12 protein-coding genes and 1 riboswitch are annotated in these 14,231 nt (G+C 48.3%); of the genes, 5 read left to right on the forward strand and 7 right to left on the reverse strand.

Annotated elements, in window-relative coordinates:
* Positions 1–72: 72 nt before the first annotated feature.
* The 7 genes from HR45_RS09855 to fkpA all read right to left on the reverse strand — a co-directional run bounded on the left by HR45_RS09855 (position 73) and on the right by fkpA (position 10,326).
* Positions 73–2,022 (reverse strand): TonB-dependent receptor family protein, encoded by a 1,950-nt coding sequence (locus HR45_RS09855; RefSeq protein WP_037442474.1) that lies wholly within the window; start codon positions 2,020–2,022, stop codon positions 73–75.
* Positions 2,023–2,105: 83 nt separating this feature from the next.
* A riboswitch (cobalamin riboswitch) is annotated at positions 2,106–2,287 on the reverse strand.
* 132 nt (positions 2,288–2,419) lie between these two features.
* Positions 2,420–2,797, reverse strand: coding sequence for a DUF805 domain-containing protein (locus HR45_RS09860; protein WP_037442476.1), 378 nt, complete (start codon positions 2,795–2,797; stop codon positions 2,420–2,422).
* A 223-nt stretch (positions 2,798–3,020) separates the two neighbouring features.
* A complete protein-coding gene (locus tag HR45_RS09865; RefSeq protein WP_052074659.1) occupies positions 3,021–5,003 on the reverse strand; it encodes an alpha-amylase family protein in 1,983 nt (660 codons plus the stop codon).
* A gap of 23 nt (positions 5,004–5,026) precedes the next feature.
* Positions 5,027–5,938: a PfkB family carbohydrate kinase gene (locus tag HR45_RS09870; RefSeq protein WP_037442478.1), complete on the reverse strand. Its 912-nt coding sequence runs from the start codon at positions 5,936–5,938 to the stop codon at positions 5,027–5,029.
* Entirely contained in the window at positions 5,935–6,786 is an 852-nt protein-coding gene (locus tag HR45_RS09875) for an HAD-IIB family hydrolase (protein WP_037442479.1), read from the reverse strand. Before HR45_RS09875 ends, HR45_RS09870 begins: the two co-directional genes overlap by 4 nt.
* Positions 6,779–8,950, reverse strand: coding sequence for an HAD family hydrolase (locus tag HR45_RS09880; RefSeq protein WP_037442486.1), 2,172 nt, complete (start codon positions 8,948–8,950; stop codon positions 6,779–6,781). Before HR45_RS09880 ends, HR45_RS09875 begins: the two co-directional genes overlap by 8 nt.
* A gap of 611 nt (positions 8,951–9,561) precedes the next feature.
* The gene (fkpA, locus tag HR45_RS09885) at positions 9,562–10,326 is read right to left on the reverse strand and encodes an FKBP-type peptidyl-prolyl cis-trans isomerase (protein ID WP_037442488.1); all 765 of its coding nucleotides are present in this window, start codon (positions 10,324–10,326) and stop codon (positions 9,562–9,564) included.
* Between the two features lie 167 nt (positions 10,327–10,493).
* Between fkpA and HR45_RS09890 the strand changes: the two genes are divergently transcribed.
* From HR45_RS09890 to lpoB, 5 genes are read left to right on the forward strand one after another with little or no spacing between them, the layout of a single operon-like run.
* The gene (locus HR45_RS09890; RefSeq protein ID WP_052074660.1) at positions 10,494–11,459 is read left to right on the forward strand and encodes a WD40 repeat domain-containing protein; all 966 of its coding nucleotides are present in this window, start codon (positions 10,494–10,496) and stop codon (positions 11,457–11,459) included.
* An 11-nt stretch (positions 11,460–11,470) separates the two neighbouring features.
* Positions 11,471–11,683, forward strand: a complete 213-nt coding sequence (locus HR45_RS09895; RefSeq protein ID WP_037442490.1) for a SlyX family protein — start codon at positions 11,471–11,473, stop codon at positions 11,681–11,683.
* 12 nt (positions 11,684–11,695) lie between these two features.
* The gene (def, locus tag HR45_RS09900) at positions 11,696–12,169 is read left to right on the forward strand and encodes a peptide deformylase (protein WP_037442491.1); all 474 of its coding nucleotides are present in this window, start codon (positions 11,696–11,698) and stop codon (positions 12,167–12,169) included.
* Positions 12,166–13,530 (forward strand): COG3014 family protein, encoded by a 1,365-nt coding sequence (locus HR45_RS09905; protein ID WP_037442493.1) that lies wholly within the window; start codon positions 12,166–12,168, stop codon positions 13,528–13,530. Before def ends, HR45_RS09905 begins: the two co-directional genes overlap by 4 nt.
* Positions 13,531–13,552: 22 nt before the next feature.
* Positions 13,553–14,149 (forward strand): penicillin-binding protein activator LpoB, encoded by a 597-nt coding sequence (lpoB, locus tag HR45_RS09910; RefSeq protein ID WP_156104053.1) that lies wholly within the window; start codon positions 13,553–13,555, stop codon positions 14,147–14,149.
* Positions 14,150–14,231 lie beyond the last annotated feature (82 nt).

A 14,231-nucleotide genomic window follows, 5' to 3' on the forward strand; every position in this document is an offset into this window, starting at 1 on the left:
GCGCTTTCATAATGCCGTAAAAAAAGCCGCACTGACAAGCGCGGCTTTACTGACCAAGGAGTCTAGATTCCGTTAAAATCGATAATTCACGGTCAAACGCAGTGCGCGCCCAGTACCAGAGTAGTAACCGTTGCCCCATTCACTGTAATAGCCAGAACTAACATACTCTTTATCAAACACGTTATCGGCACGCAAACTGGCATCCCATTGCTGATAATTGAAGTTAATCGCGATATTGGCTAGCCAGTAGCTGGCAATTTTGTCTCCCGCATTGGCGTTGTCGCCTTCCATGTAGCGGTCGCCCAAATACTGAGCTTCCGCATAGAATTGCCAAGCTTTCGCGAGGTCGACACTGCTATAAACGCGACCGGAATGCTTAGCAACCCAAGAAAGCGATTTACCGTCGTTAGCGCCTTCGGTGAACTTAGCGTTGATATAGTTATATTCAGCGCCGAGTGTCCAGTTACTGAGTACCTGCCAATCAGCAGCAACGCTGGCACCGTAACGACGAGAGGCATCAGCATTGATATTGGCGCCAGCAAATGCGCCTCCCGCGGGTGGCTCTGCGCTGTTGTCATAAACAATTTCATCATCAAGGTCGAGACGATAAGCGTTTAATTTCAACTGGTATTGACTCGCAACCCAGTCCCACCCCGCTTCAAAAGAGTCACCCGTTTGCGGTTTCAGTCCAAATACGTCCGGTGGCGTGTAAGCCTGCTCATCCACTTTGGCAAAGCGGAAGTTTTGCTCGGCACGCAGATAGAAACGTTGCCCCGCCAAGGGACGATAGTTCAGACCAAACTCCAGCGCATGCGCATGCTCATCGAGATCGATGCCATCAGCGTAAACAGCAGCGTCATATAGCTCATCTTTCACTTTGGCATAACGACCACCCACCACGTAATCCAGTTCATTTGTCAGTGGTACTGTCGCCTGCACATAAGCACTGGTGAGCGTTTGGGTGTTGTGACGATCGGTGGAGCTTAGATCAAAATCCGCCTTACCACGATGCAAATCGGCACCCACAACCAAAGTCAACGGGCCTTTATCGGTGGCATATTCGCCAATCGCTTTTGGATTGAACTCCAACAACGAGCGAGTGTTTTGCCCCAGTGAGCCGTAACTTACACTGCTCACCAGCGAGTCAGAGTAGTTAACATCACCAGCCAGTTGCCAATGCTTGCTGACCTGCTGCTGCAGATGTGCCCGCCATGCATCTGTCATCTCATGGATATAATCACCGAGTTGCCATGCACTGGCTTGGCGAGGGTCGGCCTTAAATTCATCCAACGTCAATGCGCCCGGTGTTTGCTGTTTATTATCGTAGTAGCTGCCTTCGATAAAGAACTGACGAGTGCCGTTGTCATAGTGCACGCGCCCCAGCACTGAGCTAGTATCATTGTCATTATTGTGGCGGTAGTTATCGCTGCTGTTATAGTCAGCCGCCAAGAAATAACGCCATTCGCTATTAATAGCCCCAGCAAGATCGACTTTGCCTTCATAGCTATCAAAGCTACCGGCACTAAGACTGATATTGCCGCCAGTGGCATTTGGCGCTTTGGTAATGATGTTAATGACGCCGCCAACCGCTTGATCGCCGTACAACACCCCCGCACTACCACTGAGAATCTCAACTCGCTCAATCTGATTGAGTGGAATCGCTTTAATGCTGGCAGCGGCAATATCGATATTGTTTAAGCGACGGCCATCTAACAAAATCAGCGTGTTATTGACGGCTGTCCCAGAGTTAAAACCGCGCATGGCAAACACCGCGCCGTTATTACTATCTGAAATTTGAATACCTGAACGCCCACGCAGCACTTCGGTCAAATTTGTTGCGCCACTAATGGCGATATCGCTAGCATCGATTACGGTCACATTAGCCGCAATATCAAGAGGCGTTTCTAGCTGACGGCCAATGACCACCATCTGTTCATCTGTTGTTTGTTGCGGTTCTGCCAACGCAGGCAGCGAAGTCGCCATAGCACATAGCATGGCAAGAGAGGTTGGTTTAAATCCCATTTCCTTTTGCTCCTGAAGGGAAACGGGGCATGCGCCACAACCCATGAAGACATGAGTCCATTTCACGTTCTGCCCACCGAAATACGCGAAATACCTTAAGGGCCGGTCTCCGGACTTTGGCTATGCGACGAGCGCGCGCTGCTGACTTTTATAACGCGGTAGCGCGCCAGCATCTCACCATTTACCGTTGCGGGGGCAGTGCCGGAATTTCACCGACTTCCCGATTATCCCGTTACTCACGGGCACCACTAAAGGTTGACTAAATAAGTATGATAATCCCGTAAGGGATGCGCATTATAGACATCTAGGCGGCTAAAAGTCCAACCTATTTATGACCCAAAAAATAATGGGGGTAAGTCATCGACTTACCCCCATTATCAACATGATAATCTTGCGCTTAAACGTTCGTCATCTCAATATCGCTGTCGGCGTCAACGCCCTTTGGATTAGCACCAAACACGTTTTCGCCCGGCTCACTGTCTTGGCAATAAAACACCAACAGCACAATCCAGCCAATAACCGGAATGAGCGCAATCAACTGCCACCAGCCTGAACGACCTGTGTCATGCAAGCGACGAGCAGCAACGGCGATATTGGGCAGAAATGCCGCTAAACCATAAACAGCGGCTAACCAGAAACTCCCCATGGCAGCATCAATAACCTGCAATACGATGGACACAATAAAGCTAATTAAAGCAAACATCCAAAACGCTTTGCGGCGCGCGCGGCCAGTAAAATCAGCGTACTTCTTAAACGCGTCAATGTAATATTCCATTTTATCTCCTTGTGACAGGTGCGCATTAGGCAATTCCTTTCGGTGGCATCCTGCCTGACTACAACTAAACATTAGCCTTTTCAAATGGATAAAAATCCATTGGCGCTAACCATAGCACATTGATTTTTGTAGCCAAGATGTAATGGTCAAATTTACAAGACATAATATGTCTTTTGTACAAAAAGCCGCCTAAATCAGCTGTTGAACCAGTCTTGTTGTTCGCCTAACGCCGATTAAACACCCCATGACTTTGCGATAGCACCAGCCAATAAAACTGGAATCCGCCCAACACTAGTTGGTTGGAAAATACTGCGGGCGAACGTCCGGTCCACAAATCCTCCAACATTAACGGATCGACATAAGCGCTTTGCCGCAGCAGTTCTAACTCTATACGCTGAGGTTCTGCCGACAGGTTGGCGATAACCACCACCTTGTCTGACGGATTGGCGTAGTTGTAGCGTACATAGCCAAATACCGCATCATTTCCCAGCTCCAACAGCTCACGGTTATTGAAGTCAGCAAACGCATCTGTCTGCTTTCTCAGCTCGATCAGCTTTTTCATATCGGTAAACAGTTGTTGCTGAATTGAGCCCGGCTCGTGGCGTTTTTCCATGACCGACCAATCTAGCTTAGGACGATGTAGCCAACGACTATCGGCCGACTTATCAGTATCGCGCTCGTAGTTGTAATCGTTGAGTGTCCCTACTTCATCGCCGTAATACAGCAGCGGAATCCCACCAAACGACATAATCAGACTATGCAGCATCACTATGTGTTTATGGCTATTACGCATGAGCATCTCATCATCGGTTTCGATACCCGCCTGCAACCCCACTAACGATGCTAATGAACCCGAGATACGCGCATCACCGGTTTTCTCGTTTTTACCAAATGGACGGCCGCGCGCGGAGCTGTTATCAAATTCTCCAGTGAAATAGTCCACCAAAAATTTGCGGTGCATTGGCGGGTTATAGCCCACCAAACCAATATCCTTGTCATCGAAGCCAAACCCAATATCGTCATGACAACGCAGATAATTGAGCCAAGTCGCACGTTCCAGTTTGGCCGGTAAACTCTTGAGGCCTTGGTTAAGTAAGCGCGCATTTTTGGTGGCTACCGTTTCCCACAGCAGTGCCATAAAAGTCGCGTTGTAGGCAATATCACACTCTTTGGCGACAACTGCATCTTCACCAAAATATTTAATAATTTCAGACGGTGAGACGATCGCTTCGGCAATAAAGATAACGCCCGGCGCCACCACCTGGCAGCAATCTTTAAAGAGCTGCAAAACTTTGTGCGCTTCGGCTTCATTTTGACAGGCGGTGCCGATTTTTTTCCACAAGAAGGCAACTGCATCAAGGCGCAACACATCGACGCCCTTATTGGCCCAAAATAGAATCACGTCCAGCATTTCCATAAAGACTTCTGGATTGGTGTAGTTCAAATCCCATTGATATTTATGGAAAACAGTCATAACCCATTTATTCACCTGCTCATTCCAAGTGAAATTACCCGGGTCAGTCTCCGGGAACACTTCCGGCATGGTTTGCTCAAACATATCGGGAATGGTGCGATCGTCAAACATGTAGAAATAGCTTTGATATTTGGCATCGCCTTGCTTCGCCTTTTTTGCCCATTCGTGCTGATCTGAGGTGTGATTCACCACGATATCGAGCGCAATCAAGGAGTCTTGTTGGTGCAGCCCATCAATAATCTCCTGCAAGATCTTATTTGAGCCCATGCGCGAATCGACTTTACGGAAATTACTGACGGCATAACCACCGTCACTTTTACCTACCGGACATTCGCAAATCGGCAGAATATGCACCAAATTAACGCCAAGTTCGGCAAAGTAATTTACTTTGTCACACAAGTCGCCCAAGTCTTTAGCAAAGCCATTGGCATAGAGTGCCATCCCCACCCAGCGCTGATGCAGAAACCAGTTGTGGTCGGCCTCGCGCTGACGGTCAACCTGCTTAAATTTGGCATCACGCTCGCTATAGTTGCGCGCCATCACCTCAACTAAGCTCTTGAGCTGTTCTTCAAAATCGCGACGATTACCATAAAGCTTATTGAACAGTGAATAGATGGCATAAAAGTTAGCGCCAAGTCGACTATAGAAAAACCGCAGATCAGTCGCATTGATGGCCGGTTTAAGTTCGTCGAGGATGCGGTTCAGCAGGGTATGGGATACCTCTTCATACATAGTGAGCCCCTTGTCCTAAAGAATTAGATCATGCCCCAAAGGCATTTGAAGTCGCCGTAAATTGCGGGATTGTCAGACACCGCCCCCTGTTGCGTGACAATAAAGCCAGCAAACTGCTGAGCTCGTTCTAACACGGTTTCCCATTGCCAGTTGTGTAACATGCCGAGCATGACGATTGACGAAAAGGCATCACCGGCGCCAACGGTATCGACGACGGTCGCTGTTTGCGGCGGCAAACTGTGGGTAATGATCTGCCCCATTTCGTACACCAAAAACGCGCCATCGGCGCCTAGCGTGACGATCAAATTGGCAATGTTATTCGCCAGCCGGAAATTACGCGCTAGCTCCTGTAGCCATTCAATATCCTCTTGGGTCTCTTCTACCTGCGACAATAAAATCAGTTCTTGGCGATTGAGTTTGACGCAATGTGCACCATGTACTTCGGCCAGAATCCACTCCAGCTCCCACCAAGGATCGCGCAAGTTGACGTCAATAAAGGCTTTCTGTCCCGGCCAATCCCTTAGCTGTCCCAGCGACTCGCGACTGGTGCTACAACGGGCAGCTAATGTGCCATGGTAGAACAAGTGTTCACCTATCGGCATTGACAGATTCTTAGGTTCGATATGGTCATAGGCGGTGTCCAGCACAAATTCATAGCTAGGTTCACCGTCTTGCAGCGTGATCTGCACCCGTCCGGTTTCATGCAATGGGTCCACCGCTACACTGTCCGTTGCCATCTGCCACTGTTGCATTTTTTGCAGAATTAAGCGTCCGCCATCGTCATCACCAACGGCAGAAATAAAGCGCGGATTGACACCAAAGGCTTGTAGATGCCAAGCCACATTAAACGGGGCGCCGCCCAACAACGGCTCACTATCAGCGAAGCAATCAAACAGCACTTCGCCGAAGATATAGATGGGTAAACACTCGTTCATTGTTCATCTTGCTCCACTGTTAACCAGCTTTCTAGTTCTGGGTAAAAATACAGTAGCCCTTCCACAATCCCGGCACTGTAATATCCATTTAGTCCAAGAGATTCATCGCCTTGCGCGACCCATAATGTTTCCTCAAGCCCGGCAATTTTGCTGCGAGTCATGGCTTGCAGCACCACATCAGTAATGGCATTTTTTACCAGCACTGACGGATAAGGACTGACTAACACATCTAAATCATTACCACTGTCGCCGCTGAAAAATACCGCATCATCGGAAAGCCCGAGTTCAGCAACGAGGAAATCAATCGCGGCCCGCTTGCCTGCATTAGCGGGCAGCAGATCGAGTAAACCTTCATCCGACGTTTCATCAACACTGGCAATCAGATTAACCGGCCACGCCAATTCAGCTAAACGGCTTTTGACCTCGTCTAACGCCTTGCTCAAGGCCTTAGCTGGGGTGATCTGATAGCTTAACTTGAACGGCTTTTGTCTCGCGTCCTCTTGCAGCTCCAGTAGCGTAAACTCACCCAATAACGCTGCCAGCGCCGAACTTTCGCCCGGCCATTGCGCTTCTAAATACTGCTGCCAACTCGATAGTGGCAGGTAGCTGTCACCGCTTCGCACATAAATCATGCTGCCAACATCCGTGATGGCGTAATCTGGTAACGGCAGTTGGTAGTCGCTAATCGCCTGTTGCATCAAGCCTAAATCGCGGCCGCTGACATACGCCAATTTGCAATGTGAAGCGCTAACCAATGTGGTAAACAGGCGGCGGGCATTATCGGATTCAGGCTGCTCACCGTTGGGTAACAATGTCCGGTCGAGATCGGTACAGAGCAACTCAAGCACAACATGCCCCCTCTTCCTCTTCAAAGAATTTGTAATGCTCTATCGCTTCGAGGATGCCAAGTGCGTTGGGTTGACTGGCATAGAAAATCTTATGATCTTGCTTTTTGGTGGTGCTAATAGCTTCATGGGCGCGGTTACTCACCACCACCGACAGGGTGTTGCCGGTAATCATATCTTCATCGCTCCCCGCCCCGGCAGCAACCAGCACATGCTCTAATGGAATGCCCCAGATTGAGGCCACGTAACGCAGTGCAAGTCCTTTCGATACACGTGAAGGCGTGATATCCAGATTCTGTCCCGCAGTGATAAATACGTTAACGCTCTGCTCCTCTTGGCGTAACAACTTCATCAGTTTGTCGCGGGTTAAGCTGTCTTGATACGCAGGGTCGATATGAAAGGAGATTTTAAATTTGCTTTGCTCCGACTCATCCTGCAACGACAAGCCTTCCACTTTACGCAAAATGCGGCGAATTGCGCGCGGGTTCCAATCATGATCGACGTGTTCTTCCCAATCGGTGCTGACTTCCAGTTCTCGGCCATAATGGATCTGCGACCCTAGACTGCTAATCAAAATATCCGGTTTAGGAATACGGTACTTTTTCAATACCTTCAGCACGGAATCGAGACGTCTTGCGGTGGCGATACCAAACGCCACTTCTTTGCGGCGATCGCGGATCAACTGACAAAACTCTCTGAGCCCGGTTGGGTTACTCAGTAGGGTTTTATCCAGATCGGAGACGATCATGCGATCGGCAAAACGCGACGCTTTGACAATGGCGGGGGAATATTGCTGAGGCTTGTGAGCGGCCACCAGCGGCGTAATCTGTTTTAAGTAGGCGCGCGCATGGGCGTTCCAACTATATTTAAGCGCCACGTTTTTAATACCGTTGGCCGAAAACGTACGCCACATATCGCCATCAAGCAGCAGGTTTTTAATGGCATTACCCAGATCCCGTGAACTCAGCGGATCTACTAACAACCCTGCTTCGCAGTTCTCTACGATATCTTGCGGCCCACCGTTTTCGGTAGCAACAAAAGGTAATCCCGACGCTGCAGATTCAAGCAACGTCAAACCAAACGGTTCAGTGAGCGCTGGATTGATAAACACGCCGCGCGCATTGGCCGCCATGCGATAGATAGCAGGCACTTCAGATGGTAGATGTTTCTTCGGCACGGCGACCTTACCGTAAAGGTCGTAGTAATCGATTAATACCAGCAGCTCTGATAACACCTCTTGCGCCCCATTATCCATCTCGCGAATATCGTCGCGATTACCGGCAATAATCACCAAGTTGGCCATTTCACGCAATTCGGGGGATTCGCCATAAGCCTGCATTAGCGTTGCAATATTTTTCCGCGGATCAGGCCGAGATAATGCCAGAATCATGGGTTTGTCGGGTTCATCTAGAAAGCGGCGTATAGCGCTGGTGATCTGTGTGGGGGCTTCACCCAATTCCGGCGGATGAAACAGGCTTAAGTCAGTGCCGGGCGGAATGACGCGCATACTGTCCGGCGAGTAATAATCATAAAGCTCGTATTGCGCCTCAATCTCCTGCTTAGTGCTGGTGATCACCAAGGAGGCATTGGCCAGTACTTGTTCTTCAGCTTCAATACGACGACGCATGTTGTAACGTTTTTCCACATCACGCGACACCATGCCCGACGCCATTAAGCGCTTGCGCTTATCTCGCCCTAGCGAGTGTCCGGTATGGACCAACGGGATCCCGGAAATATGATTAATTTGCGTCGCCACATAACCCGCATCGGCATAATGGCTATGCACCAGATCTGGCATGCGCTCTTGTTCGTGAAAGTATTCAAGGAGATTATCTGAGAAGGTATCGAGATGCTCCCAGAGCTTCTCTTTAGCGAGGTATTGTTCTGGGCCGCAGTCAATTCTGACGATACGCGCACCATCTTCATCTAGCGGTTCGATAGGAATGCTGTAATCACAGTGGACTTTATCATCCACAATTCGGCGAGTAATCAAATCTACCCGCTCAATTCCGGGTTGACGCGCTAGCGCATTAGCCAAATCGACGACATATTTGGTTTGGCCGCCAGTATCGGCGTCCCGTCCGAGTTCCAGATTTTTGCCACGAATAAGCCCGTGAACGCTGATTAACGCTAAATAAAGCCCCGGGCCTTCCTGTTGTAGCTGCATAGACTTCTTCTCCGTAAGATGAGTCGAATATCACGTCAGGTTATTTGTTCTACAACCGTTATATTTCGCGAAATATGTTTTTAACCTGTGTTCGACTTCTATTCCAAAAAAGTTCTGACAGCATAGGGTTTGCGCCTGCAAATCCCCAAATGACAGAGATAGTAGAGATTATGCATCGCTGTAATGATTACCCTGCGATACAGGATAATGATGACAACGTTCAAAAAACGACCGCTTTACGACCGTTTTTTCAAGCTAACACAACAAATGCGGAATTACCAAATCTGCACTGCCTCAAAAAGCCGAACAATTCTGCATCATGATGAGCTTATTAACTTAGGCAAAGGCTGGTGAAAAATAAGCGACACATTATTAATTTTATTTTAATTTTCAGATTATTATCAAAGACATCAGTCAGAAGAGCTTGCGCCTCATTTTGTTTCTGATGTGCTTAGTCATAGGGAATAAGGTGAGCTAGGCAAAAGTTGCTAGAGATAAATTAGAATTCAGAACAATCATGCCGATGGGAAAGATTTGCAGGCAGTCAAATATCGCCAATAAAAAAGAGCACCCAAGGTGCTCTTTTTTTCACTAACGAAGAGTGAGTAATATTATTTGCTAGCAGCAGGTGCAGCTTCTGGCGCTTTGAAATCCAACAGCTCAACTTCGAAAACCAAGGTTGAATTTGCAGGAATAACATCACCCATGTCGCGGTCACCGTATGCCAATGCTGATGGGATCACGAAACGATATTTCGCGCCTTTTGACATCAGTTGCAAACCTTCAGTCCAACCAGCGATAACGCGGTTCAACGGGAATTCGATAGGCTCGCCACCATTTTTCTCAGTGCTGTCAAATACAGTACCGTCAATCAGCATGCCTTTGTATTTCACTTTTACCGTGTCTTCAGCTTTCGGCTTATCACCTTCACCCGCTTGCAGCACTTCGTATTGCAGACCAGATTCTGTGGTTACAACACCTTCTTTCGCTTTGTTCTTTTCTAAATAGGCTTTGCCGTCGGCCAAGTTTTTATCTGCAACTTCTTTGACTTTAGCGGCGCGTTTCTCACCAACGACTTTATCTAAAGCTTCCAACGTGCTCTTGATCTCTTCGTCAGTCATTGCTGACTTACCATCAAGACTCTCTTTAAAACCCGCGACGATAGCGTTTTTATCAACGTCAAAGCCCAGAGATTGCTGTTCTTTAACATGTTGTGCCACATAACGTCCAACAGAAGCACCGATGCCATAACCTTGTTTTTGCACATCCGTTTTTAATTCGGTTTTTGCCGCTGGCGCTTCTTTTTGTTCTTGATTGCACGCAGCCAAGCCAACCACAGCCAGTGCTACCAACGAGTATTTCAACATGCTCTTCATTCAATTCTTCCTTAGGACTTGGGGCGGTTTCAGATAACCTACAATGTTAAGAGGCGCTCCACTCTATAACAGTTATCTTCTTTATTCAAAATGGGATAATCTCATTAAAGGTATTGGTCGCCAACTCTATTCTTCCAGCATAAGGCAAGCAAAACAGGCGAGAGTTCATGAATTTGCTCCGATTGTTTAAATTTTCCACGTTTGCACTGTTAATTTCGCTGATTTCAGCCTGTTCTCCGGCAGGCAAACCGATCATGAACCTGAGCCCAGCGGGTAATTATGCTGCCGCACTTTCTCAAGATGGCTCGCTGGCGCTGGTCAGCAGCAGTCAAGGCATCACCCTTTGGGATGTTGCGCAGCAACAAGCCAAGTATCAATGGTGGCAAGGTGATCGACGTGACAATGTCATCGCAGTTGCTCTGTCTAACAACAATCAATTTGCCGCGACACTCAGCAGTGATTCTGTGGTGCTCTGGCAACTCAGTGATGGCAAATCGGTGGGATGGTGGTCTATCGACGGACAGGCACAATGTGTCGCCGTGGCGAACAGTGGTCAGCTACTGGTTGGCACGGCCAATACCAGCGTATTTTATTTGTCACCCCGCCGTGACCGGCTGATAAAATTTATGGGGCATAGCGAAAAGGTGAATAGCGTTGCCTTGACTGCTGACGGCAGCCTAGCACTCACTGGCGGCAACGATGCAAAGGCGCTGCTATGGCGCACGACGGATGCCAAAGTTGTTCAGCAATGGAACACAGAATCACGGGTGTTAGCGACGGCTATTTCACCTAGCGCTAAGCTCGCATTTGTCTCCGACAGTACCGGCAACGCTTTTATTTGGGACATTCCCGGCCAACAGCGTATCAGTCGTCTGAAAATCACCACACGACAAATGAACTTTACCGCTATGAGCTTCATCCAAGATGAACAGCAATTACTTACCGGCACCCCAAACCGCGAATCACAACTATGGCAGGTAAAGAACGGAGAAAAGTTAGCCAGTTGGCGCGTAGCCACACCGCCAAAGCCACAACCTCCGGGCGCAGTAGTCTACGCTGTGTCACAATGGGATGGTAACGGCATTCAAACTATCAGCTCCAGCGGTTTGCTGGAACGCTGGCAACATCCATAGCAGAGGTAATAATGGAAGGACTGGGCCAAAGAGTCGAAGATCTGGAAACCAAACTGGCATTTCAGGAAGCCACCATCGACGAGCTCAACAACGAAGTGATTGCGTTGAACAAAATTGTGGCTGAGCAACAATATCAACTACAACTGATTGTGACCAAACTCAAAGCCATTGAGCCGAGTAATATTGCATCACAATCTGAAGAGACGCCTCCCCCTCATTATTGATGGAGAAAAACCATGTTATCCATTGCAATTTACGGCGAAAAAATACTTAACCAACAGGCTGAACCGGTAACAGTATTTGACAATCAACTGCACACGCTCGCAGATGACATGCTGGCGACCATGCAGCAAGCACATGGTGTTGGTATTGCCGCCCCGCAAGTACACCGTTCATTGCAGATGTTTATCATGGCGTCGAATCCGAATTCACGCTATTCCGATGCGCCAATGATGGCACCACAGGTAGTGATCAACCCCCAAATCCTGCAAACGTCAGTAGAGCAAATAAGGGGGGAGGAAGGCTGTCTATCGCTACCGCAAGAGCGTTGTCAGGTTGCTCGATTTGAATCGATAGAAGTAAGATATCAGGATATCTCCGGCGAGTGGTGCCAGGAATGGCTGTCAGGATTTGTCGCTCGCATTTTCCAACATGAATTTGACCACCTACAAGGTATTACTCTCAGAGAACGGATGTCGGAACAAGCATGATGTTGAAACGCCTGAAGGAGCTAGGCCACTTAGGAGTTATCCCGCCGCTGCTATTAGCGCTGTCGGGGTGTGCCTATCAAGGTGTACTAACCAGTTACCCCACCACGCTTGCACCAATTAAAGCTGAACTGGACAGCAGCGCGCCCGCAACAGCAGTCAATGAGTTACAGCGTAAACTCGATTCTGCAGACAAGCTGCTATATGCCGAAGAGACTGGGCGAGCAGCGCAAATTAGCGGTGATTTTGATGGCAGCATTCACTACTTTAAACAGGCCATTAATGGCTATCAAAAGCTAGATGATCGTGCCCTCGTCAGCTTATCGAATGTTGGTGCCAACAGCGGCAGTTACTTCGTCAACGACAAGGTAATCCCCTACGAAGGCAACGCCAGTGAACGCATCATGGTACACCAATATCAGGCACTGAATTATTTGTTTATCGATGACATACGAGCCGCCCAAGTCGAGCTACGCAAAACTAATGAGTTACAAGCTCTGCAACAACGGGCCTTAGAGCAAAATGATAAACAGGCACAAAAACTGGCCAGTGGTGAAATCAGCAATGAAGTGAATCGCCTAAAAGCCTTGGGAACAACACCGCTGAATCCCTCCGGCTATTACGTGACAGGTTTACTGCACGAGCTATTTAATCAACCTAACGACTCCTATATCGATTACCGCAAAGCCGCCGAACTTAATCCTGGCAACACTGCGCTGCAACAAAATCTGCTGCGCTTAGCCCAGCAACTCAAGATGCCACAGCTTGAAGAATTCAGTGGCCGTTGGGGCGAACCTAAATTACCAAGCAGCAGCCAAGGCCGTCTGGTGATGATGGTTGAACGCGGCTTTGTCGCCGCCAAAGAGAAGTTTTCTTTGACGCTGCCAATCAGCGATAAATTGATGAGCATGTCACTGCCAACCTACCGCACCATTCCGGAGTTGCCCAACATTCCGGTCGGAACGATAGGTGCAACCACACTGAACTTTTCTCAGCTAAGCAATATCTCAAGTGTGGCAGCCGCAGAATTAAGCGCGCGCTTACCAGATATTTATCTGCGCCAAGCGGCACGACTGGTCACTAAGACATCACTTGTTAACCAAACCGATCGCGACACGCCAGCCGCCATGCTCGGTAATGCCTTAGTACAGATTTTTAATGTGGTAACCGAACAAGCGGATCAACGTAGTTGGCTCACCTTGCCAGCACAGGTGGATTTGCTTGATAACTTTATTCAACAAGGCCAATATCAGCTGCACTACGGAGCCCAACAGCAAACGGTGTCGATAGCCGCTGGAAGGACTACACTGGTATGGGTAGTAGATACTGGCAATATGGTGCGTTTTTATACAAAATCGCTGTAACAATGGAAATATGGGAACGGATATGAAACAACTGAAGCTGATCTTTATCGCCGCGATGGCTTTGGGACTGACCGCCTGCGCCAACAAAGTTGAGTATGGCAATGCTGATGCAGTAGAAACTGTGAATGAGAATTTCGGTTCAACTGATCTGCAAGCTATCACAGACAAAATGGTCGACAGCATGCTGACCACGCCGTCAGTGATGATGCTAACAGCCAACAACAAACGCCCTATTATGTTTGTCGATAGCGTCAAAAATAAAACCTCTGAGCACATCGATACTGAATCGGTCACTGACTCTATCAGCACAAAATTGCTGCAGTCAGGAAAATTCCGCTTTATCGATATGACCAAGGTTGACGCAGTCCGCAAACAACTGGATTACCAAAATAACGCAGGGATGGTTGATCCATCTACGGCGATTAAGTTTGGTCGCCAAATTGGTGCGCAATATATGCTGTACGGCAACTTGTCGAGCATCGTTAAACAGCAAGGCAGCACCAAAGATGTTTACTACAAAATGACCATGCGGTTAATGGATCTGGAAACCGGTTTAATTGAATGGGCGGATGAAAAAGAAATTCGCAAAGAGCGTTCAAAAACTCTGTTTGGTCTTTAATCTAACAGACACAAACAGTTAGTGCAGAAAGCCACCGCAAGGTGGCTTTTTTGTAACACTTCACTTTTGGTGAAAAGCACGA

The organism is Shewanella mangrovi (assembly GCF_000753795.1).
GTDB lineage: Bacteria > Pseudomonadota > Gammaproteobacteria > Enterobacterales > Shewanellaceae > Shewanella > Shewanella mangrovi.

Bases quoted from the DNA above. Each gene is read 5' to 3' on its own strand.
- HR45_RS09890 (WP_052074660.1), top strand. From the start codon at position 10,494: ATGAATTTGCTCCGATTGTTTAAATTTTCCACGTTTGCACTGTTAATT.
- HR45_RS09905 (WP_037442493.1), top strand. From the start codon at position 12,166: ATGATGTTGAAACGCCTGAAGGAGCTAGGCCACTTAGGAGTTATCCCG.
- fkpA (WP_037442488.1), bottom strand. From the start codon at position 10,326: ATGAAGAGCATGTTGAAATACTCGTTGGTAGCACTGGCTGTGGTTGGC.
- HR45_RS09880 (WP_037442486.1), bottom strand. From the start codon at position 8,950: ATGCAGCTACAACAGGAAGGCCCGGGGCTTTATTTAGCGTTAATCAGC.
- def (WP_037442491.1), top strand. From the start codon at position 11,696: ATGTTATCCATTGCAATTTACGGCGAAAAAATACTTAACCAACAGGCT.
- HR45_RS09860 (WP_037442476.1), bottom strand. From the start codon at position 2,797: ATGGAATATTACATTGACGCGTTTAAGAAGTACGCTGATTTTACTGGC.
- HR45_RS09870 (WP_037442478.1), bottom strand. From the start codon at position 5,938: ATGAACGAGTGTTTACCCATCTATATCTTCGGCGAAGTGCTGTTTGAT.
- lpoB (WP_156104053.1), top strand. From the start codon at position 13,553: ATGAAACAACTGAAGCTGATCTTTATCGCCGCGATGGCTTTGGGACTG.
- HR45_RS09865 (WP_052074659.1), bottom strand. From the start codon at position 5,003: ATGTATGAAGAGGTATCCCATACCCTGCTGAACCGCATCCTCGACGAA.
- HR45_RS09855 (WP_037442474.1), bottom strand. From the start codon at position 2,022: ATGGGATTTAAACCAACCTCTCTTGCCATGCTATGTGCTATGGCGACT.
- HR45_RS09895 (WP_037442490.1), top strand. From the start codon at position 11,471: ATGGAAGGACTGGGCCAAAGAGTCGAAGATCTGGAAACCAAACTGGCA.